Source organism: Actinoalloteichus spitiensis RMV-1378 (assembly GCF_000239155.1).
Taxonomy (GTDB): domain Bacteria; phylum Actinomycetota; class Actinomycetes; order Mycobacteriales; family Pseudonocardiaceae; genus Actinoalloteichus_B; species Actinoalloteichus_B spitiensis.
Genome location: NZ_AGVX02000307.1, coordinates 1 through 24123, shown reverse-complemented (window position 1 = coordinate 24123; position 24123 = coordinate 1). Strand labels below are relative to the sequence as shown.

The following is a 24123-nucleotide window of genomic DNA, read 5'->3' as shown; positions in this document are numbered from 1 at the left end:
ACAGCGCTGCGGACGGGCGCCTCCCACGCGGGGGGCGCCCGTCCGCGTTTCCGCGCCTCGCCGGTGCCCGGGCCGCGGGGCGGGCACGTCCGGCGCTCCGAGGCCCGGTCCTGCCTGGTTCACCCTCCCCTGCAGCCCCACCCCGGGGCTACGATCCGTCCGCGGCGCTCGCGTGGACCGGCGCCGGGGAGGGTGGCAGTCGTGGACCGGAACGTGACCGTGATCACCGGTGGTTCTCGAGGCATCGGAGCCGCGACGGCCCGCCTGCTCGGCTCGGAGGGCCACCACGTGGTGGTGGGGTACCGCTACGACCGGGACGCGGCCGACCGGGTCGTCGCGGACGTCACGTCCGCCGGAGGACGGGCCACCGCCTGCGCCGTGGACATCGCGGACGAGGACGCCGTCGACCGCCTGTTCGAGGTGGCCGCCGAGCGGTGCGGCCCGGTGACGGGCCTGGTGAACAACGCCGCCGTCACGAGCAGGCTGGGGCCGCTCGCCGAGACCTCGACCCTGGACATCCGGTCCGTCGTCGAGGTCGGCGTGGTCGGCTACCTGCTGTGCGCCCGCCGGGCAGTACGCGCGATGTCGACCGCCCGGGGCGGCGGGGGCGGGACGATCGTGAACGTGTCCTCGGCGGCGGCCACGCTGGGCAGCCCCGGCGAGTACGTGCACTACGCGGCGAGCAAGGCCGCCGTGGACGCGATGACGGTGGGGCTGGCCAAGGAGGTCGCCGCCGAGGGCATCCGCGTGAACGCGGTGGCGCCCGGGACCGTGCACACCGGGATCCACGCGTCGTCCGGGGATCCGGACCGCGCCACGAGGGTGGCGCAGCGCATCCCGCTGGGCCGGGCCGGCCAGCCCGAGGAGATCGCGCACGCCATCAGGTGGTTCCTCTCTCCCGGCGCGAGCTACGCCACCGGGGCGGTCCTCCGCGTGGCCGGGGGCATCTGACGGGCGTGCGGGGCGCAGCAGCGCCCCTCCGCGCCGGTGCGCGGGCTGCTGGGGCCGCTCTCAGGGCACCGGCACGGCCACGGGCCCCGGCGAGCGCCCGGTCAGCCGGGCTCGGGTGGCGGCCCGGCCGGCCGGTCGTCCCGGGTGCGCAGCGCCACCGCCGCCACCACGCAGAGGATCCCGACCGCCTCCAGCGGAGCGGGCACCTGGGCGAGCACCACGAGGCCCGTCACCGTCGCGGTGACCGGTAGGAGCGCCAGCAGCAGCGCGAACCGCGCCTGACCGACCCTGCGCAGCACGATCTGGTCCAGCAGGTACGGCACCAGCGTGGAGAGCACCCCCACCCCCACGGCCAGCACCAGCAGCCTCGGCGAACCCCACACCGGCCCGGTCCCCACCGCCAGCGGGCTCAGCAGCACCGCCGCGACGGTGAAGCCCACCGCCATGTCGTCGAAGCCGTTGCCCCCGGTGGCGACCCGCTTGCCCAACACGATGTACGCCGCCCAGCACGCCGCCGCCAACAGGGCGAAGAGCACCCCGAGGGGACTTCCGGCCAGCCGGACGTCCGCGATGAGCAGCACACCGAGCACCGCCAGGCCCAGCGCGCCCACGTCACGCCGTGTCCTCGTCCCCAACGCGGCGACCACCACCGGGCCCATGAACTCCACGGCCACCGCCGTGCCCATCGGGAGCCGGGCGATCGCCTCGTAGAAGGCGATGTTCATCAGCGCGGTGGCCGTCCCGAACAGGCCGGCCAGCAGCAGCCGCCGTCCCTGCCACGCCTCCCGGCCCGGACGCCGCCAGGCCAGCAGCACCAGCGCCGCTCCCACCACCCGCAACCAGGCCACCGCCCACGGGGAGATCTCCTCGAACAGCCAGACGGCGATCGCGGCTCCCACGTACATGGAGAGCCCTCCCGCGACGAACAGCGCGGGCGCCGGCGGCTGGGCGGGCAGACGTGATCGGCTCAGGAGAGGCATCGCTCCATGGTGCCTGTGCTGGTATCGCGTGAGTGGGGTACCCAGGGGTTGGGGACGGGCGGGGACGACACGGTCGCCGTCGGTACTCCGACAAGACGTCCGGGTCGCGATCACTGCTGCAACCGGGTGGTTGGGGGTGACGAGGCTCGCGACTCGGACCGGGAACACTGACGGATGCTCGAACGTCTGAAAGAGTGGTACCGCGGAACGCCGCGGCCCGGTCCTCGACCGGACGATGGTGGACCGTGGTAGGCCCCAACGGTGTCGGATACCCCGGCCCCGGGACGGAGGGAGATGGAAGATGACCGGAACGCTCACCCGCCCCGAGCTCCGCGCTTCAGACCGCTGCGACCGCTGCGGGGCCGCCGCGAAGGTTCGTGCCGTGCTCCCTTCCGGTGGAGAACTCCTCTTCTGCGCTCACCACGCCCGTGAGCACGAAGCGAGACTCCGTGAGCTGGCTGCCGACCTCCAGAGCTGATCGTCTGGACGGACAGCCTCGAGACACGCCACCACGACGTCAGTGAGACCCGCGAAGCGGGTGGCCGGATGTTCCCGGCCACCCGCTTTCGCGTTCCTGGGATGGGGTGACGGCGGTGTCACGTGCCGTGACGGCCGCTGGTCGGGCTCCGTGTCAGCGTCCGACCGCCGCCGCTCGGCGGCGGGACACGGCGTCGACGCTGGCGGCGAGGAGCAGGACGACCCCGGTGACGATCGACACGACGGCCGCCGGCTGCCCCAGCAGACCGAGCCCGTTGTCGATGGTGGCGATCACCGTCCCGCCGATGACGGCGTCCCGCAGCCGGCCGCGGCCCCCGAACAGCGAGGTGCCGCCGATGACGGCCGCGCCGACGGCGAAGAGGAGGGTGTTCCCGCCCCCTGCCTGGGGGTCCACCGACCCCACCTTCGAGGAGTAGATCACCGCGCCGACGGCGGCGACGGTGGAGCACACGACGAAGACGCTCATCCGGATCCTCACCACGTCGATCCCGGCGCGTCTGGCCGCCTCCCGGTTTCCCCCCACCGCGTAGATGTGGCGGCCGTATCGGGTGCGGTCCAGGACGAGGGTCCCCAGCACGAGCAGGACCAGGACGATCGGCACGACGTAGGGAACGCCGGCGATGACGGTCTGGTCGTTGGGTGAGCGGTTCAGGGTGAGCAGCCACGTGCCCGCCAGGGCCAGCAGGACAACCGCTCCCAGCTTGCCCAGCACCAGCGGGGTGGGTGCGGTGACGACCCCGGCCCGCAGCTGGCGAAGGTGGCGCCCCACCCCGAGGGCGACGTACCCGAGGACGGCGACCAGCGCGAACAGCCAGCTGGCCCACACGGGGAGGCTGCCGTTGGCGACGGCGAAGAGCACGTCGTCCCGCAGCCCCAGTGTCCCGCCGACACCGACGAACTGGAGGACGACCCCACCCCAGGCGAGGAACAGCGCGAGCGTCACCACGAACGCGGGTATCCCGACCCGGGCGACCAGGAAACCGGTCAGGCACCCGATGGCCGTGCCGACGCACACCGCCAACAGGATCTCCAGCCACGGGTTGGCGGGAACACCGAGCACCACCAGCAGCAACCCCAGGGCCGCGAGACCGGCGCCGATCCACAGCCGGGCCGCCAGGGCCAGCACGACGGCGAGGACGATCGCGCCGCAGAAGAGCACGAAGACCGTGGTGCCCATCGCCCCGAGCAGGTTGCCGTCGTTCACCAGGTGCAGCGCGAGCACGGACGCCGCCACCCCGGAGGCGGTGCCAGCCGAGAGGTCGATGTCCCCGAGCAACAGCACGAAGACCAGGCCCATCGCGATGACGACGATCCCCGCCCCCTGCCCCAGCAGGTTCGCGAGGTTGCCCAGCGTGAGGAAGCGGTCGGAGAGCACCGTGAAGACGACGAAGAGGGTGAGCAGGCCGAGGAGGGCGGGCAGCGCGCCCAGCTGCCCGCCCCGCAGCCGGGCCGCGTAGTCACCAAGCGCCTCCCGGGTGGTGCGGCGGGTGGTGTCGATGGCGAACCCGTCGGCGGGTTCCGTTCGCTCCTCACCGGAGGAGGAGTTCGGGTAGAGCTGGGTCATGGCCGTCCTCGCGAGCTCGGTGAGGCTGCCCGAGGTCACCGGAGCCCCGGGGCATCGGAACGGGTGGTGGGGTCGTCGGGTTCAGGGCGCGGGGTTCTCCGCTCGGGGAAGTCCGAGGTCACCGGAGCGCCCGGCCGTGATGAGTTCCACCACCTGGGCGTGCGTGGTGTCCCGGGTGGGGAGTTCGGCGACGAGCCGGCCCAGGTACAGGGTCGCGATCCGGTCGGCGACCTCGAACACGTCGTTCATGTTGTGGCTGATGAGCACCACCCCCAGGCCGCGTTCGGCGAGCCGCCGGACGAGGTCGAGGACCTGTCTGGTCTGGGCGACGCCGAGTGCCGCGGTGGGTTCGTCGAGGAGGACCACCCTGCTGTTCCACAGCACGGCCTTGGCGATCGCGACCGTCTGGCGCTGCCCGCCCGAGAGGGCGGAGACGGGGGTCCGCACCGAGGCCACGGTGCGGACCGACAGCGAGGCGAGGGTGTCCCTGGCCGCCCGCTCCATGTCCGTCTCGTCCAGCAGGCCGCCCCTGGTGCGCTCGCGGCCCAGGAACATGTTCTGCACGATGTCGAGGTTGTCGGCGAGCGCCAGGTCCTGGTACACGACCTCGATGCCCAGGTCCGCCGCGTCCCTGGGGCTGGTGATGCGGACGGGCTTGCCGTCGAAGTGGATGCTCCCGCCATCCACCGGGTGAATGCCGGCGATGCACTTCACGAGGGTGGACTTCCCCGCCCCGTTGTCGCCGACCAACGCCGTCACCTCACCGGGACGTACGGCGAGGTCCACGTCGTGGAGGACGTGCACCGGCCCGAAGCTCTTGTTGACACCGGTGAGCCGCAACACGGGTGGCGCTGGCTCGGTCGGCTCGGCGGGTGGCCCCGCCTGCTGGTCGTTCACCGGGTTCTCCTCCACCGCCGTCCTGGCGCGAATCAGTTGATGCCGAGTTCCGCGCAGTGCTCCGCGACGGCCCCGTCGCAGAGCCGGTCAGCGGTCACCCAGCCGTCCTCGACGACGTCGGCGACGTTGTCGCGGGTGACGAGGACGGGTTCGAGCAGCACGGCGTTCACCTCCCGGTCGCCCACCTCGTCGGCGACGGAGCCGGTGACCTGTTCCTCGGCCGCCCCCTCGTCGCCTCCGGCGAGGGCGAGCGCGAGGTCGACGAGCGCCTGGGCTTCCCGGGACACGGGCTTGTACACGGTCATGCACTGTTCACCCAGCAGGATCGACCGGAGCGCCTCGGGATCGGCGTCCTGCCCGGTGACGGGCACGGTCCCCGCGAGCCCGCTCTGCCGGAGCACGTTGATCACGGCACCGGCGAGCCCGTCGTTGGCGGCGACGACGCCGTCCACGTTCCCGCCGTTGGCGGTCAGGATCTGCTGGAAGGTCGTACCACCGCGCTGGTTGTTCCACTGGTCGATGGGTTGGCTGTCCACCAGCTCGTACTCCCCCGAGTCGTAGAGCGGCTGCAGCACCTGCCGCTGCCCCTCCTGGAAGAGGCTGGCGTTGTTGTCCGTCGGCGATCCCTGGATCTCGATGATCTCGGCGCCCTCGACGTCACCGAGGCAGTTCACCAGCCCTTCGGCCTGGAGTTCCCCGACCCGCACGTTGTCGAAGGAGATGTAGTAGTCGGCCTCTCCGCCGAGGGTGAGCCGGTCGTAGTCGACCGTGGTGATGCCGGCGGCCGTCGCCTTGCGCTGGACGGTCGCGCCGCTCTCACTGCTCAGGTTGACGGTGGCGAGGACGTCCACTCCGCGCTGGATCATCTGGTCGGCGATCGTCGAGAAGCGCTGGATGTCGCCCTGGGCGTTCTGGATGTCGGCGTCCACCCCGGCCTCCTCGAAGGCCCGTTCGAGGTAGGGCTTGTCGAAGCCCTCCCAGCGCGCGGAGCTGCGGGTGTCGGGCAGGATCACGCCGACGGACAGCCCGCTCGCACCGTCGCCCCCGGCGGTGTCGTCCTCGTCGGGCGCGTCGGCCGCCTGGTTCGCTCCGCAGGCGGAGAGGGCCAGGGCGGCCCCGGTGACCATCACGAGCAGGGTCCTGCTGCGCATTGCCGTCCCCTATCGACTTCCCGCCGGGCGTGGCCCAGCCCAGCGACCCTCGTTGGTTGCTGACGGCAACAAGGTAGTCACCGGAAGGAGTGAGGCGGAACAGCGAGAACGAGGATGGGGCGAATCCTGTCCGGTGAATGACACGGATTGCGACGCACGCAGCAGCCCGTTGGGCCGCATCGCCCCGGTCCCGTTCGGCGCGCGGCGGCAGGCCGACGCCGCCGTTCGCCGCGTCCGACAGGACGAGTCCGCTACCCCATCGACGGCGTTCGACAGCCCTGGTGCCGGTACCGGGTACCGTGTTCGGAGGGTCGGGCTCGGCCCGACCTCCCGTCCGCGCGAGGCGCGCTCACCCGTTGCCGGGCGAGATCAGCCCTGTCTCGTAGGCGACGATGACGGCCTGCGCCCGGTCGCGCAGACCGAGTTTGGCGAAGATCCGGCCCACATGGGTCTTGACGGTCGCCTCGGCGACGACGAGGTCCTGGGCGATCTCCAGGTTGGACCTGCCCCGGGAGATGAGGCGGAGCACCTCCACCTCCCGCTCGGTGAGGCCGTTGAGCCTGGTTCGTGAGAGCGAGCCCGGCCGGGGGGTGGCGGCGAAGCGTTCGACCAGCCGGCGGGTGACGGACGGCGCGAGCAGCGCGTCCCCGGCGGCGACGATCCGCACGGCCGCGACGAGGTCCTCGGGGTCGGCGTCCTTGAGCAGGAAACCGCTCGCCCCGGAGTGCAGGGCCTCGTACACGTAGTCGTCGATGTCGAAGGTGGTCAGCATCATCACCCGGGGAAGGGGCGCGGCGGCGGGGGCACCGGCTGGCGGGTGGAGGATGCGCCGGGTGGCCTCCAGGCCGTTCATCTCCGGCATCCGCACATCCATCAGGACGACGTCGGGGCGGGTCTCCCTGGCCTCGCGGACCGCCTGCTCGCCGTTCGCCGCGACACCGACCACCTCGATGTCCTCTTCGTCGTCGAGGAGGGCGGCGAAGCCCGCGCGCACCATCGACTGGTCGTCGACGACCAGGACCCGAATCACGTGTTCTCCCCCTCGTCAGCTCCACTACCCGGCTCCGCCAGCGGCAGGACCACGGTGACCAGGAAACCACCGGCCGGCGTCGGACCGATCGTCGTCTCCCCGCCGAGCAGGGCCGCCCGCTCGCGGATACCGAGGAGGCCGTAACCGCCGCCGGACTTCGCCACTCCGGTGCGCTCGGCCGGTGGCCGGTCGTTGCGCACCGACACCACGAGACCTCGGCCGCCGCCGCGCACCTCGACGGTGCTCCGCGCACCCGAGGCGTGCCGCACCACGTTGCTCAGCGCTTCCTGCACGATCCGGTAGGCGGTGAGCTGGACGAGGTCCGGCACGTGCTCGGGCAGGTCGCCGACGTCGACTGAGACCGGGGTGCCCGCGCGCCGGGTCGCCTCGACGACCTCGTCGAGCCGGTCCAGGTGCGGCTGCGGTTCCGTCTCGGGTGCGCTGTCGTCGGCGCGCAGCACCGAGAGCAGCCGCCGCATCTCACCGAGCGAGGTCCGGGCGGCGACGGCGATGGAGTCGAACTCCTCCCGGGCCTCCTCGTTGATGCCCTTGCGCCGGCGGGACACCGTGGCCGCCTGGACGGCGATCACCGACATGTGGTGGGCGACGACGTCGTGCAGTTCCCTGGCGATGCGAGCCCGTTCCTCCAGCAGCTCCCGACGGGACCGTTCGGCCGCGCTGAGCCGCTCCTGCTGGTCGAGCTCCGCCCTCGTCTCCCGGCGCAGCCGCACGTTGTACCCCACCAGCAGGGCGGCCCCCGAGAGCGCGGAGAACCACGCGAGGGAGGGAACGGCGACACCGATGATCGTGCCCCGGACGGTCCAGGCGACCACCGGGCCCGCCGCGAGCATGACCACCCAGGACGTCACGGCCACCTTCGCGGGGCGGTGCGCCGCCACCTGGTACTGGACCACGATGTAGACGGCGATGGCCTGCGGCAACCAGGGCCAGACGGCGAACGGGCTGGTCGGCGGCGCCACCACGGGAACGAGTACGCCGGCCAGGGAGAGCGCCCAGGCCCTCATCGGCCAGTAGCGGCTGATGACGAGGGGGGCGGCCACCAGCAGCACGGCGAGCAACCGGGGAAGACCGCCGAACAGCTCCAGGGCGGTGATGGCGTAGTCGGCGCCCGGGTAGAAGAACAGGGTGATGGTGAGGATCCCGGCGAGGAGGGTCAACAGCGTCCAGACGACGCGCCCGACCCGGCCCGGTGGCGGCGGCCGTTCCTCGGTCCAGAACTCCCGCCACCGCGTACCCGCCGCCCTCCACCACCGCACCAGCTGGTCGCGCGGGTCCTCTCGCTGCTTCATGCGACGAGGCTAGGGACCAGCAACGGCGCCGCGCGTCCACCTCGCGGTGGGCCCACTCCTCATCCCGTGGTCGGAGGTTGCCGGCGGCGGGCGACGCGAGGGCGAACCGGCCTGGACCGGGTCTGCGCCGGGGTGGAGGGGCGTGACCCGCGGTGATGCACAGCGGTCCCCACCGAGGATGCCTACCCGACCACCCGGCTCCGCCTGGAGGAGCACCGAGACCTGGTCCCCGGGCCTGACGACTCCCACCTCTCCCCGTGCCTAGCGTCCCGCCGGGTCGGCGTCCGGTGCCGACCAGGAGGAGGGGCGATGACGGTGGCGACGACGCGGGACGTGGTGGCGGGGCGGGGTCCTGCTTCGCTGGCTCCTGCCGGGGAGGACGCGGCGAGTGGGCGCGCCGGCGGGAGGCCGGGCTGGCTGGTCCGGGCGCGGGGCTGGGTGTGGACGGCGGTGGGGTCCCGGTGGTCGGTACCGGTCGTGTGGGGTTCGTTCGCGCTCATCGCGCTGGCCACGCTCCTGGTCACGTCGTCGCCCGCCCACCGGGTGTGGGCGGCAGGGGCGCTGCTCGGGTACGGGACGGCGGCCCTGGTCACGGCGGGCTGGACCTGGTGGTCGGCGAGCACGTACGGCGGACCCGATGGCCCGGCGGGGCCCCGGCCGGGCGTGCCGGGTGTCGCGACGGGGTGCGCCGTCCTCGGCTCGGTCGTGGCGCCGCTTCTGGTGTTGACCGTCTCGGGGGTGACGCAGCCCGAGGTCCGGGTCACCGAGGACGCGGGGCGGCTGCTGGTCACGACCGGCACGCCCTACCTGTCCGACCCCACCGAGGTGTACGACCACAACCCGTACCTGCCCGCGCTGGCTGTCTTCGGCCTGCCCCGGGTGCTGCTCGGTCCCGGTGTCGCGGGTGATCCCCGCTGGTGGTTCGCGGTGTTCCTCCTGATCGCCTGCCGACCGGAGGTCATGCGCGCGGCGCCACGGCGGCCGCCCGCTCCGGGCGCCGCCCAGATCCGAGGCACCGGGCCGCACGCGCGTCCCGGTGCGGGGACCGGCGTTCGACAGCCGCTGAGCTCGCTGGGGGGCGAGGGCTGATGGGCCGGACACTCGTCGTCACGAACGACTTCCCGCCCCGTCGGGGTGGCATCGAGACCTTCGTGTACGAGGTGGTGCGGCGGTTCCCCGGCGGGTCGGTGGTGGTGCTCACCTCCCGCGCCGAGGGTGCGGCGGAGTTCGACAGGGCACTGCCCTTCCCCGTGGTCCGCTCGCCGGCGAGGACGTTGCTGCCCACCCGGGCGGTGGCCCGACACGCGGCGGAGGTGGCCTCGTCCCACGGCTGCGACCGGGTCTGGTTCGGCGCCGCCGCTCCCCTGGGGCTGCTGGCCGGCCCGCTGCGCGCCGCGGGGATCCGCCGACTGGTCGCCTCCACCCACGGGCACGAGGTGTGGTGGGCCTCGCTGCCAGGGGCCCGCTCCGCGCTGCGGCGCGTCGGGGACGGGGTGGACGTGGTGACCTACCTCGGTGACTACACCCGGCGGCGCATCGTCCCGGTGCTCAGCGCGCGGGCCGCGGCGGCCGCCCGCCGGCTGCGGCCCGGGGTGGACACCACAGTCTTCCGCCCGTCGCCCGAGGGCCGGGTGGTGCGGGACCGCCACGGGCTGGGCGAGCGCCCGGTGGTCCTCTGCGTGTCCCGGCTGGTGCGGATCAAGAACCAGCGCGCGCTCGTCCAGGCGCTGCCGCTCGTCCGCGAACGGGTGCCCGAGGCCACCCTGCTGGTGGTGGGAGGCGGGCCGGAGGAGGCCCACCTGCGCGCGATCGCGGCGGCTCGGGGAGTGGAGGACGCCGTCGTCCTCGCCGGCTCGGTGCCCCACGGCGCGGTGGCGCCGTACTACGCCGCCGCCGACGTCTTCGCGATGCCGTGCCGCACCCGCCGGCTGGGCCTGCACCCGGAAGGTCTGGGGATCGTGTTCCTGGAGGCCGCCGCCAGTGGGCTGCCGGTGCTGGTCGGCCGTTCCGGCGGGGCGCCGGACACGCTCGAGGACGGCCGGACCGGCCACCTCGTCGACGGTGGGGACGTGTCCGAGGTGGCGGGCCGGTTGGTGGACCTGCTGGTCGACCCGGAGCGCGCCGCCGCGATGGGGCGGGCCGGCAGGGACTTCGCGCGCCGCCACTGGAGTTGGGACGACTCCTTCGGGACCCTCGCCGAGCTGCTGCGGCTCTGAGGGCGGGGCGGGCCGCCGTACTCGACCGCCCGGTGACGTGTTGACCGCCGCGCCACCCGGGTACGCCTGGGAGGTCAGGCTGAACAGCACCAGTGACGAACAGAGGGAGGCCCCTGATGGTTGCCGTTCGCGAACTGATGCACCAGGGCGCCGAGTGCGTCGGTGAGAACCAGACCCTGTCCTACGCGGCGCGGCGGATGCGGGACCTCGGTGTGGGCGCGATGCCGGTGTGCGGGGAGGACGACAAGCTCCACGGCATGGTGACCGACCGCGACATCGTCGTGAAGTGCGTGGCCGAGGGGCACGACCCGACACAGGCCACCGTGTCGGAGCTGGCCGAGGGCCGGCCCTTCTGCGTGCGCGCCGAGGCCGACGTGTCGGAGGCGATCGACCTGATGGAGCGGCACCAGGTGAAACGCCTCCCGGTCATCGACGACCACCGGCTGGTGGGAATCGTCAGCGAGGCGGACCTGGTGGGCCACGTCAGCGCCGAGCAGCTCGGCGAGCTCATCGAGGCGTTGAAGGCGCCGTCCGCGGCGTCGGCGTGACCCCGATGGGATGAACAAGCCGGGTGCCGGGCCGGTGGGCTCGGCGCCCGGACCTCACCAGGACCGCAGCGTCGCGATGCGTTCCTCCAACTGTTCCACCGTCGCCATGGCGGTGGGCGGGCCGCCGCAGTGGCTGCGGAGGGCGTTGTGGATCGCCCCGTGCGGTTTCCTGGTCCGGTGGTGGTGGAGCGCCACCAGGGTGTTCAGCTCCTTGCGCAGCGCCGCGAGGTGTTCGGAGACGTTCCTCGGTCGTGCCTTGGGCTCGGGTGGTTTCGCCGCGGCCTCCGCGTCGGCGGCGGCCTTGCGGCGGGCGGCCTCGGCCAGTTGCTGGTCCTGCCGCTGCCGGAGCAGGGCCCGCACCTGGTCGGGTTCCAGCAGCCCCGGGAGCCCCAGGTAGTCCTGCTCGTCCCCGTTCCCGGCGAAGGCGGCGGTGCCGAACGAGGAACCGTCGTAGATGAGCTGGTCGAGCTCGGCGCTGGCCTCCAGGGCGGTGAAGGCGCGTTCGTCCTCGCCCGGTTCGTCGCGCTGACGGTTGGCCTCGGCCAGGAGTTCGTCGTCCCACCCCTCCTTCTCCCGGTGGGGCTTGCCCAGGACGTGGTCGCGCTGCGCCTCGAGCTGGCTGGCGAGCTCCAGCAGGACGGGGACGCTGGGCAGGAAGACGCTCGCCGTCTCCCCTGGTCTCCGCGAACGGACGAACCGCCCGATGGCCTGCGCGAAGAACAGCGGCGTCGAAGCGCTCGTGGCGTAGACGCCCACGGCCAACCGGGGGACGTCGACGCCCTCGCTGACCATCCGGACGGCCACCATCCACGGCTCGTCGGATTCGGAGAACTCCGAGATCCGCTTCGAGGCGGTGGGGTCGTCGGAGAGCACGACGGTGGGCGCGCTCCCGGTGTCCCGTTCGAGGATCTTCGCGTAGGCCTTCGCGGTGACGTGGTCGGAGGCGATGACCAGGCCGCCAGCATCCGGCATCCCGGCCGCGCGGAGCTGGTGCAGCCGTGTGTTGGCGGCGGCGAGGACCGAGGGGATCCACTCCCCGGACGGGTCCAGCGCCGTGCGCCACGCCCGCGTCGTCTCCTCCTTGCTGAGGGGCTGCCCCAGCCTGGCCACGTACTCGTCACCGGCGTTGGTGCGCCAGCGGGCCTCCCCCGAGTAGGCCAGGAAGAGCACGGGCCGGACCACGCCGTCCTTGAGGGCGTCCGCGTAGCCGTAGGAGTGGTCGGCGCGGCTGTGCAGCACCCCGGCCGCGTCCGGCTCGTAGGGGATGAACGGGATGGGCGTGTCGTCGCTGCGGAAGGGCGTTCCCGTCAGGGCGAGCCGCCGGGTGGCGGGGGTGAAGGCCTCCCGCACCGCGTCGCCCCAGGACAACGCGTCCCCCGCGTGGTGCACCTCGTCCAGGATCACCAGCGTCTTCCGCCGCTCGGTCCGGACCCGGTGCAGGGTCGGGTGGGCGGCGACCTGCGCGTAGGTGACGGCGACGCCCTGGAAGGCCTGGGAGTGGGCGCCCGCCGCGTTGCGGAAGTGGGAGTCGATGGCGATGCCGGTGCGCCCGGCGGCCTCCGCCCACTGGTGCTTCAGGTGCTCGGTGGGCGCGACGATGGTCACCGCCTCCACCTTGCGGTCGGCGAGCAGTTCGGAGGCCACCCGCAGGCCGAAGGTGGTCTTGCCCGCTCCCGGGGTCGCCACCACCAGGTAGTCGGCGGGCCCGGTCGCCAGGTACCTGGTCAGTGCCCGGCGCTGCCAGGTGCGCAGCGGGCGGGCTGCCGGTGGCTGCTCGGCCGTCGGTGTGGAGGCGGGAGTACCGACCCCGATCTGCGACTCGGTCACCAGTGTTTGGCACCCCTTCCGGTGGACGGGCACGAAGCCGGCGCGGACACGCAAAAGGCCCTCACACGACGGTGCGCACCAGGGGCGCGGTGAGGGCCCGGACAGCTTACCGGCCGGCTGCCGCTCCGGCGTCGCGCGACGCGGTGGCGGGGGTTCCGCCGGGGTCGCGACGCGGGTGGCCCGCCGCATAGCGCATGCTTGACCGACGATGGGCCCGCAGAGCAGTCACGACGCCACCACCAGCACCTCGGCCCCCCGGCGGGGGCCGTTGCGGCTGATGGGCAGAACCGTGTCACGTGCTTGGAACGACAACATCTTCTCGGAGGCGGCCGAGGCGGCCTTCTGGACGACGCTGTCACTGCCCCCGCTGCTGCTCGGTCTCCTCGGCAGCCTGGGCTTCCTCGGGGAGTGGTTCGGCCAACAGCTGGTGGACAACATCCACGGGAAGATCATCACGTTCAGCGAGACGATCTTCAGCGACAACGTGGTGCAGCAGATCATCGCTCCCACCGTGGAGGACGTGCTCACGCGAGGTCGGGGGGAGATCGTCTCCCTGGGGTTCGTCATCTCGCTGTGGGCCGGGTCCTCGGCCATCTCCTCCTACGTGGACGCCGTCACCGTCGCCTACCGGCAGTACGACGTGCGGAACGCGGTGTGGCAGCGGTTGTTCTCGCTCCTGCTGTACCTCGCCGGCCTCGTCGTCGCCATCATCGGGCTCCCGGTCGTGGCGCTGGGCCCCGACATCCTGCCGCACCTGTTCCCGGAGAGCTGGCGACCGACGCTGGTCGAGGTCCTCGGCTACTTCTACTACCCGGTGACCGGGGTGCTGCTGGTCATCGCGCTGGCGATGTTCTACAAGGTGGCGTTGCCCCACAAGCTGCCGTGGCACCGGGGGCTACCCGGGGCGCTGCTCGCGATGGCGGTCTTCCTGGTCTCCAGCGCCGGCTTGCGCTGGTACATCACCTGGGTCACCGGTACCGGCTACACGTACGGGGCGTTGGCGACACCCATCGCGTTCCTGCTGTTCGCGTTCTTCATCGGCTTCGCGATCGTGCTGGGCGCCCACTTCAACGCGGCGATCCAGGAGATGTGGCCGGCGAAGATGACCCACCGCGAGCGGCGCCGGTGGCGGCGGCTCGGGATGGAGCGCGTCGCGGAACAACTGCGCCTCGAGGAGAGCCAACGCCGCTGGCGGGTCCAACGCGGCGGGTCAGGTGACCCCGACGGCACGGGGACCGACGAGGTGGGGCCGGCCGCCAGCGGTGGGTCCGAGGACACGGGGACTGAGGAGGACGGGCAGCGGCCGGCGCACGGAGCCGAGGCCGGGCCGACCGCGACGCCCTCCTCGGCGGCGGCTGGGCAGCCCGAGCGGACGGGCCGTGGTCGCCACCGCCGGGCGGGGGACGGGACGGACGGGGAGCAGCCGCGCTGACCGCGTCCCCACCGGAACCGGAGCCGGGACGTGCCCGGCGCTCTCCCCCTCCCGCCGGTCGAGCCTCGGTCGGCGGCCGGTCAGCTGTCGCCGCCGCCGGGTGGGAGCGACTGGTAGATCTTCTTGCAGTCCGGGCAGACCGGAGCCCCGGGCTTGGGCGACCGCGTGACGGGGAACACCTCGCCGCAGAGCGCCACCACGTGCGTGCCCATGACCGCGCTCTCCGCGATCTTGTTCTTCCGCACGTAGTGGAACATCTTCGGCTCGTCGCCACCGGTGTCCTCGGTGTGCTCCGGCCGCGTGTCAACATCAGGCAGAGTCTGGGTCGGCGTACTCACATGACCCATGATGCCCCATGGTCCGACCAGGGGTGGAAGAGAACAGGAGGCGGAGCGTGGTCAGCTCCATGCGCACGCGGGCGAGCGAGGAGGTCGCCACCGCGGTCCGGGAGGGCCGGCCGGTGGTGGCGTTGGAGAGCACACTGCTCGCCCACGGGCTCCCACCAGGTCACAACCGGAAGGTGGCGGCCAGGCTGGAGGCCGTGGTCCGGGAGAGGGGCGCCGTCCCCGCCACCATCGCGGTGTTGGACGGGGTCGCCCGGATCGGGTTGTCCGACGACGAGCTCGACCGGGTCTGCGATCCCGACGCCGGACTGGTGAAGCTGTCCCAGCGCGACCTGGGTCCCGTGCTCGGTCTCGGCCTGAGCGGGGCGACGACGGTCGCGAGCACCTGCGCCCTTGCCCACGCCGTCGGGGTGGACGTGTTCGCCACCGGTGGCCTGGGCGGCGTCCACCGGGGGGCGGAGACCAGCTGGGACGTGTCGGCCGACCTGGGAGTCCTGGCCAGCACCCCCACCGTGGTGGTGTGTTCCGGGGTCAAGTCGGTGCTGGACATCCCCGCGACCCTCGAGGTGCTGGAAACCCGCTCCGTTCCGGTGCTGGCGTACCGCACGGACGCCTTCCCCGCCTTCTACCTGCGGGACTCCGGCCTGCCGGCCCCGTGGCGGGTGGACACCCCCGACCAGGTCGCCGCGGCCGTGCTCGCCCACCGCTCCGAGGTACCGGGCGGATCGGGCGTGCTGGTGGCCAACCCCGTCCCCCCGGAGGTCGAGATGGACCGGGACCTCCACGACCGGCTCCTGCGGGAGGGGCTGGACCTGCTCACGAGCCGGGACGTGCGGGGCAAGGACGTGACACCCGTCCTCCTCGAACACTTCCACTCGGGCAGCGGGGGCGCGAGCCTCGTCGCCAACGAGGGCCTGGTGGTGCACAACGCCGAGGTCGCCGCCGACATCGCGGTGGCCCTGGCCGAACGCTCCGGGCCGGTGCGGGCATGACGGGCCCCGCGCTGCCCGAGAGCGGTGCCCCGACGGTGGTGGTGGTCGGCGACGCCGGACTCGACGTCGTGGCCAGGCACCGCGATCCGCTCGTCACCGGAGGGGACACCCGGGCGCGCATCAGGATGACGGCTGGCGGCGCCGGTGCGAACACCGCCGCCTGGCTGGCCAGGGAAGGGGTCCATCCGGTCCTGCTGGCCCGTGTCGGGGATGACGCCGCAGGCCGGCAGACCGAGTCGGAGTTGGAGGCGGCCGGGGTGCGGTGCGCCTTCGCGGTCGACCCCGACGAGCCGACCTGCTGCGTGATCGTCCTGGTCGACGGCACGGGACAACGCACGATGGTGCCGGACCGGGGGGCGAACGCCAGGTTCTCCCCGACGGACGTCGACCCTGCCGTCATCCGAGGCGGCGCCCTCGCCGGCACGCCGGGGCTGGCGGCGCCCTCCCACCTCCACCTGTCCGGGTACGTGCTGCTCGACGCGACCTCCCGGGACGCCGGGGTGGCCGCGCTGCGGGAGGCCAGGGCCGCCGGGCTCACCACCTCGGTGGACCCGCAGGCGGCGGTGCTGCTCAGTCGGCAGGGCCCGGAGGACTTCCTGGAGGCCGTACGAGGCGTCGACCTCCTGCTGCCGAACCAGGACGAGTTGCTGGCCCTGACGGGCTCGACGGACCCCCGGTCGGCGGCGGGGCTGTTGGACCTGGCGGGCGCGGTGGCGGTGACCGGAGGCGCCGAGGGCGCCTGGTGGGTGGACCGGGAGGGCGTCCGGGCCGTCCGCGCGCCCGAGGTGGAATGCGCGGACTCCACGGGCGCGGGGGACGCCTTCGACGCAGGCGTCATCGCGGCCTGGCTGCGGGGCGCCCCGGCTCAGGAGGCGCTGGCGGCCGGGGTGCGCGCGGGCACGGAGGCCGTGCGGCACGTCGGAGCGCAGCCCCCATCAGCGACTCCGCCCGTCATCCGATCGCTGCCGGAGGTCGTCGGTTCGGCCTGAGGGCCCCGGGTGGGGGGACCGCTGCCGGCTCCCCGCCCGGGCTGCCGCCGGCCCCCGGCGGGCTACTGGTCGATGACGGTGTGCTCCCGCGACTCGAGGCGCCGGTGGTCCCGCCGGAACCTGCTCACCCGCTCCGCCTTCTTGGGCGGTCTGTCGTTGGCGATGAGCACCGCCATCCATGGCAGCGGCACCGACAACGCGAGCAGCAGCAACGCCAGCCACCAGATCTGGTAGCAGAGCACGCCGGCGATCACACAGCCGCCGCGGACGACCATCATGATCATGTACTTGCGTTGGCGCGCCGCGAGCTGGTCGTCCTGCGACGGCGCGGCCTCCGTGATGAGCACGGGCCGTGACTGAGCCGGTGAATCGGCCACGAGACCACCTCCGGCTCCATCGTCCCACTGCCGACGTCGGCGCCCCGGCCGGCGTTCGGTACGGTCCGGACATCCTCGGGGACGGTCCCTGTCCCCGCGGCGAGGAGGAGCCCGGATGCGAGCGGTGGTGTCCAGGGTCACCCGGGCCCGGGTGGTGGTGGCCGGGAGGACCGTCGGCGAGATCGAACGGCCCGGGCTGCTGGTGCTCGTCGGCGTGACGCACGAGGACGGCGCCGAGCAGGCGCGGGCGCTCGCTCGGAAGGTGCACGAACTGCGGGTGCTGCGGGACGAGGAGTCCTGTGCGACGAGCGGGGCTCCCCTGCTCGTCGTCAGCCAGTTCACCCTCTACGGGGCCACGCGGAAGGGGCGGCGGCCGTCCTGGACGGCGGCGGCGCCCCCGGAGCACGCGCGGCCGTTGGTGGAGGAGGTGGTGCGCGACCTGCGGGCGAGGGGAGCCACCGTCGCCACTGGCCAGTTCGGGGCTGACATGGCGGTCGAGAGTGTCAACGACGGCCCGTTCACCGTGCTCGTGGAGGTCTGACGTCGGCGGACGGGGCGACCGCCCCCGCGCCGGCACCCCGCCGCCGAGCAGCGGAACTACTCCGTTCGGGTGACATTGCCACTTCTGTGACGTGCACGACCGCGTTTTGGCAACGGAACGGGAACGAATCCTCGGCCCACCGCGTTGAGCAGGTAGCAAACGTCGAAAACGGCCTGGGAACCCGGCAGCGGTGGCGCGAATCCCCGGGCCTCCGCTGACGCGTCGCGCGCCCGCCGACGCGGCGCTCCAGCATCCCGACAGGGAGGTAAGTCAATGACCGTCCCGCAGACCGTCCCTACTTCGGAAGCTTACGCCGAGGCGGACATCGATGCGCAGGGCCCGGCCGCTGATCTTGTTCGGGTCTACCTCAACGGGATCGGGCGTACCGCTCTGTTGACCGCTCAGCAAGAAGTCGATCTCGCCAAGCGTATCGAAGCCGGTGTGTTCGCCGAACACGTGCTCGACACCGATCCCGACCTGTCCCCCGGTCGGCGCTCTGACCTGCGCGCACTCGTTCGGGACGGGCACCGGGCCAAGAACCACCTCCTCGAGGCGAACCTCCGGCTCGTCGTCAGCCTGGCCAAGCGCTACACCGGCCGGGGCATGCCGCTGCTGGACCTCATCCAGGAGGGCAACCTCGGGCTGATCCGCGCCGTCGAGAAGTTCGACTACACGAAGGGCTTCAAGTTCTCCACCTACGCGACCTGGTGGATCCGGCAGGCCATCACGCGCGGCATGGCTGACCAGGGGCGGACCATCCGTCTCCCGGTGCACCTGGTCGAGCAGGTGAACAAGCTCGCGCGGATCAAGCGCGACCTGCACCAGCAGCTGGGACGCGAGGCCACGCACGAGGAGCTGGCCAACGAGTCGGGGCTTCCGGTGGGCAAGGTGTCCGACCTGCTCGACCACTCCCGCGACCCGGTGAGCCTCGACATGCCGGTCGGTGCGGAGGAGGACGCCCCTCTCGGTGACTTCATCGAGGACGGCGAGGCCACCGACGCGGAGAACGCGGTGATCTCCGGCCTCCTCCAGGACGACCTCCGCCGGGTGCTCGCCACCCTGGACGAGCGCGAACAGAACGTCATCCGCCTGCGGTACGGGCTGGAGGACGGCCAACCGCGAACGCTCGACCAGATCGGCCGCACCTTCGGGCTCTCCCGGGAACGCGTCCGCCAGATCGAGCGTGAGGTGATGGCGAAGCTCCGGCAGGGCGACCGCGCCGAGCGGCTGCGCGCGTACGCGAGCTGACCCGGGACCCCGGCGGGGACGGCGCCCGCTCGTCGGCGGCCCCGGCCCGGTGCGGCTCGTACCGGGCAGCTGGCTCCCGGCCCCACCCCGGGGCACGGACCGGCTCACCACCGGGCGGGGCGTCCTACGTCCGGGCGGCTGGCGGCGAGCAGGGGCGCGGCGCACACGCCCGTCGCGCCCGGGCCAGCCCGGGCACTCGACGCCCACGGTCCGACTCCAGCCGTGGGCCACGGTGGGGCAGCGCCGAGGCCCCGGAATCCGTTACCAGCCCTCCCCCGGTCGCGCGCCGGCGAGGCCCGATCCCGGTGCCCGCCGCCGTGTGCTGGCGACCCGGCGACGGCTGCCCTGCCCCTCGCGCCGCGACCGAGGTGGACCCTGGTCATCCGGGCACCACGCCTGCCTCGCCCATCCGCTCCCGACGGCACTCGTCGGGCTGGGCGAGCGGCTGGCACGTGGTCCGGACCGGGTGGGCGCCCCACGTCCTCACGACGAGAACCGACACCGGGGCAACCCGACGGAGCGGTGGCTCCGTCTCCTGGGCATGAGACGCCTCACTACCGCGGTCGGCGCCGGCGTCCTGTTCCTAGGGATCTCCGCCTGCGCCGATTCCAACGAAGACAGTGGTGTCGGGCTGGGCGGTCAACCGTCCCCCGCACCTCCGACCAGCAGCGAACAGCAGGCCCCACCCAGCGCGGAGGAGCCGGAGACACGCCCGGCCGAGGCGGTCGACGTCCCTGAGGAGCAGGTCGACACGGCGGCCATCGACGAGGGCTACCCGGTCGAGGTCTGGACGCTCGACGAGGGGGCCGTCCTCGGGGCGATGGGCCAGGAGGGCGGATGCGGCACGGTCAGCGCCTCCGCGACCGAGGACGAGGAGTCGGTGACGCTCCTGCTCACCGAGGACATCCCGACCTCCGGCCCGTGCACGATGGACATCCGGTTCCGCGCCGTCAGCGTGGACCTGGACCAGCCGCTGGGCGACCGCACCGTCGTCCTCGAGACCGAGACCGTCGGACCGCCCTCCTCCTGACGGGCTCGGCCCCGCCCCCGGGGACCCGACCGGCCACCACCGGCTCGCGGTCCCCGGGCGGCCTGGGCCGCCCCCTCCGTCGCCGGACAGGGCGCGTCCCGCACGGTCCGGCCGTACCGGGCCCGGACCGCCGGGCTCAGCGCAGGCGGCGGGGACCGGTGTCGGTCCGGGTGGGAGGCGGCCCGATCGTGAGGGTCGCACCGGTGACGAAGGCTCCCGCCGAGGACGCCAACACGGGTTCCAGCCTCAGCGCCCTGAGCTCGGGCACGTCCTCGGCCAGGCTCGCCACCCGCAGCACCAGGTCCTCGAGCGCGTCCAGCCGTGCCGGTTCACCCCCGCCGTACCCGGTCAGCAGCGGAGCCGCCCGCGGAGCGCGAACCAGTTCCGAGGCGTCGACGTCGGAGAGCGGCACCGCGCGGTAGGCGCGGTCCCCCAGCAGGTCCGTGACGATTCCGGACAGGCCGAAGGAGAGGACCGCTCCGAAGGAGGGGTCGTCCTGGACACCGATCACGCAGGAGACACCCTTGGGCGCCATCCGCTGCACGTAGACCTCAGGGGAACCCGAGAGCTCCCGAAGCGCGCGGTGCGCCGCGCGGACCGAGTCGGCGCTGTCGAGGTCGAGCCGCACCCCGACGAGGTCGTTCCGGTGCCGCAACCGTCGGTCCGGCGACTTCAGCGCCACCGGATACCCCAGCTCGGCCGCGGCCCGCACCGCCTCCCCCGCACCGCGAACCCGGCGGAAGTCGACGACGTCGACGCCGTAACAGCGCAGCAGCCGCACGGCCTCCTCGTCGGGAAGCCGGCACCCACCGCCGGGCTCCTCGACACCGCCCGCCGGACGGCTCGCCATCCACCCGTCCACCACCGACCTCGCCTGGTCCGGCCGCACACCGACCGGGGTGACGAAGTCACCCTGCGGGGCCGACCGCCACCGCGCGTACCTGGCGATCCTCGCGAGGGCGCTCACCGCCCGTTCGGGGCTGGGGTAGGAGGGCACCGAACCCCAGCCGGGAGCGGCACCGTCCGGTCCGCCCGCCGCGAGTTCCTCCGGGACCCCCTCGGCGGCGAGGAAGGTCGACACCACGGGCTTCGCGGCGGCGAGCGAGTCCTCGAAGACGACCGCGCGCAGCGCGCGGGCGTACTCGGCTCCCGACACGGCCAGCGGGGGCACGAACACCGCGACCACAGCGTCGACGTCCTCCCGCCGCACGGCGGCGCGCACCGCGGCGCCGAACTCCTCCGGACCCGCTCCCGCGCCGACGTCAACGGGATCGCCGGCCACCCGCATGCCCTGGGCGAGCGCGACGTCGGCGGCGAGCACGCCCAGGGCAGAGGCGTTGCCGACCACCGCGACCCGGTCGCCCGAGGGGAGCGGTTGGTTGGCCAGCACGAGGGCGGTGTCGAACAGCTGGGCGAGGGACTCGACCCTGATCACCCCGGACTGCTCGAACAGGGCCTGCACGCTGGCCTCGTCCACCGGGACCGAGGTGGCCCGCAGCGCGGGGCTGACGGCGTGTCGACCGGACTTGACCGCGACGATCGGCTTGGTCCGTCCCAGCCGGCGCGCCAACCGCGCGAACTTGCGGGGGTTGCCGAACGATTCCAGGTAGAGGAGGACCACGTCGGTCGCCGGGTCGGTCTGCCAGTACTGGAGGAGGTCGTTCCCGGACAGGTCGGCCCGGTTGCCCGCCGACACGAAGGTGGACAGCCCAAGCCCCCGGTTGGCGGCGGTGGCCAGGATCGCCACGCCCAGCGCCCCGGACTGGCAGAAGAACCCGACCCGCCCGCTCCCGGGCAGGCGTGGCGCCAGGGTCGCGTTCAGCCGCACCTCGGGATCGGTGTTGACCACGCCCAGCGCGTTCGGCCCGACCACCCGCATCCCGTGCGCGCGGGCCTCGCGGACCAGCCGCCGTTCCTGCGAACGCCCGTCCGCACCGGTCTCGCCGAACCCGGAGGTGACCACGACCAACGCCTTCACGCCCTTGGCCAGGCACGCGTCCAGCACCTCGTCGACGCGGGCCGCCGGCACCGCGATGACGGCGAGGTCGACCTCGTCGGGGATGTCCAGCACCGAGGCGTAGGCACGGACGCCCCGCACCGACCGGTGCTCGGCGTTGACCGGGTACACCGGCCCCGCGAAGTTGGCGGCCAACAGGTTCGCCAACACGGCGTGCCCGACCTTGGCCTGGTCCGCCGAGGCGCCCACGACCGCGACCGAACGGGGATGTAGCACGTTGTGCACGCTGCGGGCTTCGGCGGCCTGCTCCCGCGCCCTGGCCACCGCCATCGAACGCTCGGTGGGATCGACGTCGAACTCCAGGTGCAGGATGCCCTCCTCCACCTCACGCCGCACCGAGTAGCCGGCGTCCCGGAAGACGCGCAGCATCGGGCCGTTCTCCGCCAGCACCTCGGCCTCGAACCGCCGCAGCCCGCGCTCCCGCGCCGCGGCCGCGAGGTGTTCCAACAGGATCGAGCCCAGCCCTCGGCCCTGGTGGGCGTCCTCCACCACGAAGGCGACCTCGGCGGAGGTGGTGGCCGGCAGCCGGTCGAACCGGCCGACGGCGACGACGTCGTCGCCGAGGAACGCTCCGAGGGCGACCCGGTCGTGGTGGTCGACGGTGCTGAACCGCCGCATGTCCGCCTCCGGCATCCTCGGGTAGGCCCCGAAGTACCGGAAGTACCGGGTCCGGTCGCTCATCCTGGAGTGCAGCTCGACCAGTCGTGGACCATCCGCTGGGCGCAGCGGCCGCAGGTGCACGGTGCCGCCGTCGGCGAGCACCACATCGGCCTGCCAGTGCCTCGGGTAGCCCGCCTCAGCTCCCCCTCCGGGCCCCTCGGCGGGGCCGTCGCCGGCACGCTGCCCGTCATCCACCGTCATCACTCCGCCCTGGGGCGCCTGCTGGCACGTCCCTCCGCCCCGTCCCATGATTACCCGTCCCCGGCCGGAGAGGGCGGCACGCACGCCACCGGGGCGGCCCCGGCCTCAGTCCCGGCGGTCGTCCGCGTCGAGTCCGAGCAGGGGGAACACCGCGCGTCGCGCGGCCAGCAGCGCGTGGTCCACCGCGGTGTCGACCGTGCCGTCCCACGGCTGGTAGGCGGGGTCGGCCCCGTCGGTCAACGTGGTGGGGAGGAGGTCGCCCCCGGCGAAGGGGGTGGCGTAACTCAGCCACTCCTCCGGCACGCCGGTATCCGGCGGGAGGTCGCGGTCGAGCACCGTGGCCACCAGGTGGGTCCAGGAGCGCGGCACCACCCGGGCGAGCGCGTACCCGCCCCCTCCCAGAGCCAGCCACCGCCCCTCGGCGCAGGTCTCCGCCAACTCCCGCAACCGCTGGTAGATGGCCCGATGCCCGTCGACGGTGAGGCGCAGGTCCGCCAGCGGGTCCTCCCGATGCGTGTCGGCACCGCACTGCGTGACCAACAGCTGGGGGCGGAAGGCGGCGAGCGCGGCGGGCACCACGGCCTCGAACGCCCGCCGCCACCCGGCGTCGCCGGTGCCGGGTGGCAACGCGAGGTTCACCGACGTCCCCTCCGCCGCTCCCCGTCCGAGTTCCTCCGGACGTCCCGTTCCCGGCCACAGCGTCGCGGGGTGCTGGTGGACGGACACGGTCAGCACCCGGGGGTCGTCGTAGAAGACTTCCTGGACCCCGTCGCCGTGGTGGACGTCGACGTCGAGGTAGGCGATCCGCTCCACGCCGTGGTCGAGCAGCCAGGCGATCGCCACCGCGCAGTCGTTGTACACGCAGAACCCCGCGGCCCGGCCCGGCATGGCGTGGTGCAGGCCGCCAGCGATGTTGACGGCGCGGGGAGCGCCGTCCAGGATCGCGCGCGCCGCCGCCACCGATCCTCCCGCGATCAGCGCCGCCGCCTCGTGCATCCCGTCGAAGACGGGGGTGTCGATCGTCCCGAGTCCGCGCGGGCCCACCGAGGGGCGCCCGGCGCGCACGGCGTCGACGTAGCCGCTCTCGTGGACCCGGGCGAGCTGCGCGGTGGTCGCCGCCGCCGGTGCGACCACGTCCACGTCCCCCAGCAGCCCGAGCTCACCGGCGAGACGCATGGTCAGGTCGAGCCGACGCGGGTTGAGCGGGTGCTCCGCCCCGAGGTTGTACCCGAGATATCCCTCGTCCCACACGACCACGGCGTCCATGCGGCGACCGTACCCCGCACGGCACCCGCCGAGGCATCCGTTCGGACGAGCCCC

22 protein-coding genes are annotated in these 24123 nt (G+C 73.3%); 11 read left to right on the top strand and 11 right to left on the bottom strand.

The genetic code is table 11. The annotated features are described in order from the left end of the window. Positions 1 to 201 precede the first annotated feature (201 nt). On the top strand, positions 202 to 951 hold the full coding sequence (locus tag ACTIDRAF_RS0214155) for an SDR family oxidoreductase (RefSeq protein ID WP_016699391.1): 750 nt from the start codon (positions 202 to 204) through the stop codon (positions 949 to 951). Positions 952 to 1052: 101 nt separating this feature from the next. Here the strand turns inward: ACTIDRAF_RS0214155 and ACTIDRAF_RS0214150 are convergent, their stop codons facing one another. Continuing rightward, the gene (locus tag ACTIDRAF_RS0214150) at positions 1053 to 1856 is read right to left on the bottom strand and encodes an EamA family transporter (protein WP_016699390.1); all 804 of its coding nucleotides are present in this window, start codon (positions 1854 to 1856) and stop codon (positions 1053 to 1055) included. Between the two features lie 376 nt (positions 1857 to 2232). Here ACTIDRAF_RS0214150 and ACTIDRAF_RS35585 point away from each other — a divergent pair, with 376 nt between their 5' ends. After that, positions 2233 to 2409, top strand: a complete 177-nt coding sequence (locus ACTIDRAF_RS35585; protein ID WP_085944855.1) for a DUF7455 domain-containing protein — start codon at positions 2233 to 2235, stop codon at positions 2407 to 2409. A gap of 153 nt (positions 2410 to 2562) precedes the next feature. Here the strand turns inward: ACTIDRAF_RS35585 and ACTIDRAF_RS0214140 are convergent, their stop codons facing one another. From ACTIDRAF_RS0214140 to ACTIDRAF_RS28880, 5 genes are all read right to left on the bottom strand, one after another. Beyond that, a complete protein-coding gene (locus ACTIDRAF_RS0214140) occupies positions 2563 to 3993 on the bottom strand; it encodes a sugar ABC transporter permease (RefSeq protein WP_026066097.1) in 1431 nt (476 codons plus the stop codon). Positions 3994 to 4074: 81 nt separating this feature from the next. Further along, entirely contained in the window at positions 4075 to 4890 is an 816-nt protein-coding gene (locus tag ACTIDRAF_RS0214135) for an ATP-binding cassette domain-containing protein (RefSeq protein WP_052168829.1), read from the bottom strand. 32 nt (positions 4891 to 4922) lie between these two features. Further along, a complete protein-coding gene (locus ACTIDRAF_RS0214130) occupies positions 4923 to 6041 on the bottom strand; it encodes a sugar ABC transporter substrate-binding protein (protein ID WP_016699387.1) in 1119 nt (372 codons plus the stop codon). 349 nt (positions 6042 to 6390) lie between these two features. Further along, entirely contained in the window at positions 6391 to 7071 is a 681-nt protein-coding gene (locus ACTIDRAF_RS0214125) for a response regulator (RefSeq protein ID WP_016699386.1), read from the bottom strand. Beyond that, positions 7068 to 8381, bottom strand: coding sequence for a sensor histidine kinase (locus tag ACTIDRAF_RS28880; protein WP_016699385.1), 1314 nt, complete (start codon positions 8379 to 8381; stop codon positions 7068 to 7070). Before ACTIDRAF_RS28880 ends, ACTIDRAF_RS0214125 begins: the two co-directional genes overlap by 4 nt. 309 nt (positions 8382 to 8690) lie before the next feature. Between ACTIDRAF_RS28880 and ACTIDRAF_RS31985 the strand changes: the two genes are divergently transcribed. From ACTIDRAF_RS31985 to ACTIDRAF_RS0214105, 3 genes are all read left to right on the top strand, one after another. Then, positions 8691 to 9470: a hypothetical protein gene (locus ACTIDRAF_RS31985; RefSeq protein WP_016699384.1), complete on the top strand. Its 780-nt coding sequence runs from the start codon at positions 8691 to 8693 to the stop codon at positions 9468 to 9470. Further along, entirely contained in the window at positions 9470 to 10597 is a 1128-nt protein-coding gene (locus tag ACTIDRAF_RS0214110) for a glycosyltransferase family 4 protein (protein ID WP_016699383.1), read from the top strand. Before ACTIDRAF_RS31985 ends, ACTIDRAF_RS0214110 begins: the two co-directional genes overlap by 1 nt. Before the next feature lie 116 nt (positions 10598 to 10713). Continuing rightward, positions 10714 to 11145 carry a CBS domain-containing protein gene (locus ACTIDRAF_RS0214105; RefSeq protein WP_016699382.1) on the top strand — a complete coding sequence of 144 codons (432 nt, stop codon included), beginning with the start codon at positions 10714 to 10716 and terminating at the stop codon, positions 11143 to 11145. A gap of 54 nt (positions 11146 to 11199) precedes the next feature. On the opposite strand, the gene ACTIDRAF_RS0214100 is transcribed toward ACTIDRAF_RS0214105, so the two are convergent. Further along, on the bottom strand, positions 11200 to 12957 hold the full coding sequence (locus ACTIDRAF_RS0214100; RefSeq protein ID WP_052168827.1) for a DEAD/DEAH box helicase: 1758 nt from the start codon (positions 12955 to 12957) through the stop codon (positions 11200 to 11202). A gap of 223 nt (positions 12958 to 13180) precedes the next feature. Here ACTIDRAF_RS0214100 and ACTIDRAF_RS28870 point away from each other — a divergent pair, with 223 nt between their 5' ends. Then, positions 13181 to 14404, top strand: a complete 1224-nt coding sequence (locus tag ACTIDRAF_RS28870; RefSeq protein WP_016699380.1) for a YihY/virulence factor BrkB family protein — start codon at positions 13181 to 13183, stop codon at positions 14402 to 14404. 80 nt (positions 14405 to 14484) lie between these two features. Here the strand turns inward: ACTIDRAF_RS28870 and ACTIDRAF_RS0214090 are convergent, their stop codons facing one another. Continuing rightward, a complete protein-coding gene (locus ACTIDRAF_RS0214090; RefSeq protein WP_026066095.1) occupies positions 14485 to 14751 on the bottom strand; it encodes a DUF3039 domain-containing protein in 267 nt (88 codons plus the stop codon). 59 nt (positions 14752 to 14810) lie between these two features. Here ACTIDRAF_RS0214090 and ACTIDRAF_RS0214085 point away from each other — a divergent pair, with 59 nt between their 5' ends. Beyond that, positions 14811 to 15740: a pseudouridine-5'-phosphate glycosidase gene (locus ACTIDRAF_RS0214085; RefSeq protein ID WP_026066094.1), complete on the top strand. Its 930-nt coding sequence runs from the start codon at positions 14811 to 14813 to the stop codon at positions 15738 to 15740. Beyond that, entirely contained in the window at positions 15737 to 16729 is a 993-nt protein-coding gene (locus ACTIDRAF_RS28865) for a carbohydrate kinase family protein (RefSeq protein WP_016699377.1), read from the top strand. The genes ACTIDRAF_RS0214085 and ACTIDRAF_RS28865 overlap by 4 nt, the downstream gene beginning before the upstream one ends. Positions 16730 to 16791: 62 nt before the next feature. On the opposite strand, the gene ACTIDRAF_RS0214075 is transcribed toward ACTIDRAF_RS28865, so the two are convergent. After that, complete coding sequence (locus ACTIDRAF_RS0214075) at positions 16792 to 17106, bottom strand: DUF3099 domain-containing protein (protein ID WP_026066093.1); 315 nt, start codon at positions 17104 to 17106, stop codon at positions 16792 to 16794. A 115-nt stretch (positions 17107 to 17221) separates the two neighbouring features. On the opposite strand from ACTIDRAF_RS0214075, the gene dtd reads away from it, so the two are divergent. The 3 genes from dtd to ACTIDRAF_RS0214055 all read left to right on the top strand — a co-directional run bounded on the left by dtd (position 17222) and on the right by ACTIDRAF_RS0214055 (position 19925). Next, positions 17222 to 17647 (top strand): D-aminoacyl-tRNA deacylase, encoded by a 426-nt coding sequence (dtd, locus tag ACTIDRAF_RS0214070; RefSeq protein ID WP_016699375.1) that lies wholly within the window; start codon positions 17222 to 17224, stop codon positions 17645 to 17647. A 273-nt stretch (positions 17648 to 17920) separates the two neighbouring features. Next, entirely contained in the window at positions 17921 to 18895 is a 975-nt protein-coding gene (locus ACTIDRAF_RS0214065) for a sigma-70 family RNA polymerase sigma factor (protein WP_039787326.1), read from the top strand. 541 nt (positions 18896 to 19436) lie between these two features. Continuing rightward, positions 19437 to 19925: a hypothetical protein gene (locus ACTIDRAF_RS0214055; protein ID WP_016699372.1), complete on the top strand. Its 489-nt coding sequence runs from the start codon at positions 19437 to 19439 to the stop codon at positions 19923 to 19925. Positions 19926 to 20061: 136 nt separating this feature from the next. Here ACTIDRAF_RS0214055 and ACTIDRAF_RS0214050 read toward each other — a convergent pair whose 3' ends face one another. Both ACTIDRAF_RS0214050 and ACTIDRAF_RS0214045 read right to left on the bottom strand, forming a co-directional pair. Then, the gene (locus ACTIDRAF_RS0214050) at positions 20062 to 22803 is read right to left on the bottom strand and encodes a bifunctional acetate--CoA ligase family protein/GNAT family N-acetyltransferase (protein WP_016699371.1); all 2742 of its coding nucleotides are present in this window, start codon (positions 22801 to 22803) and stop codon (positions 20062 to 20064) included. Between the two features lie 105 nt (positions 22804 to 22908). Beyond that, positions 22909 to 24069 (bottom strand): acetoin utilization protein AcuC, encoded by a 1161-nt coding sequence (locus ACTIDRAF_RS0214045; protein ID WP_016699370.1) that lies wholly within the window; start codon positions 24067 to 24069, stop codon positions 22909 to 22911. Positions 24070 to 24123: the final 54 nt, after the last annotated feature.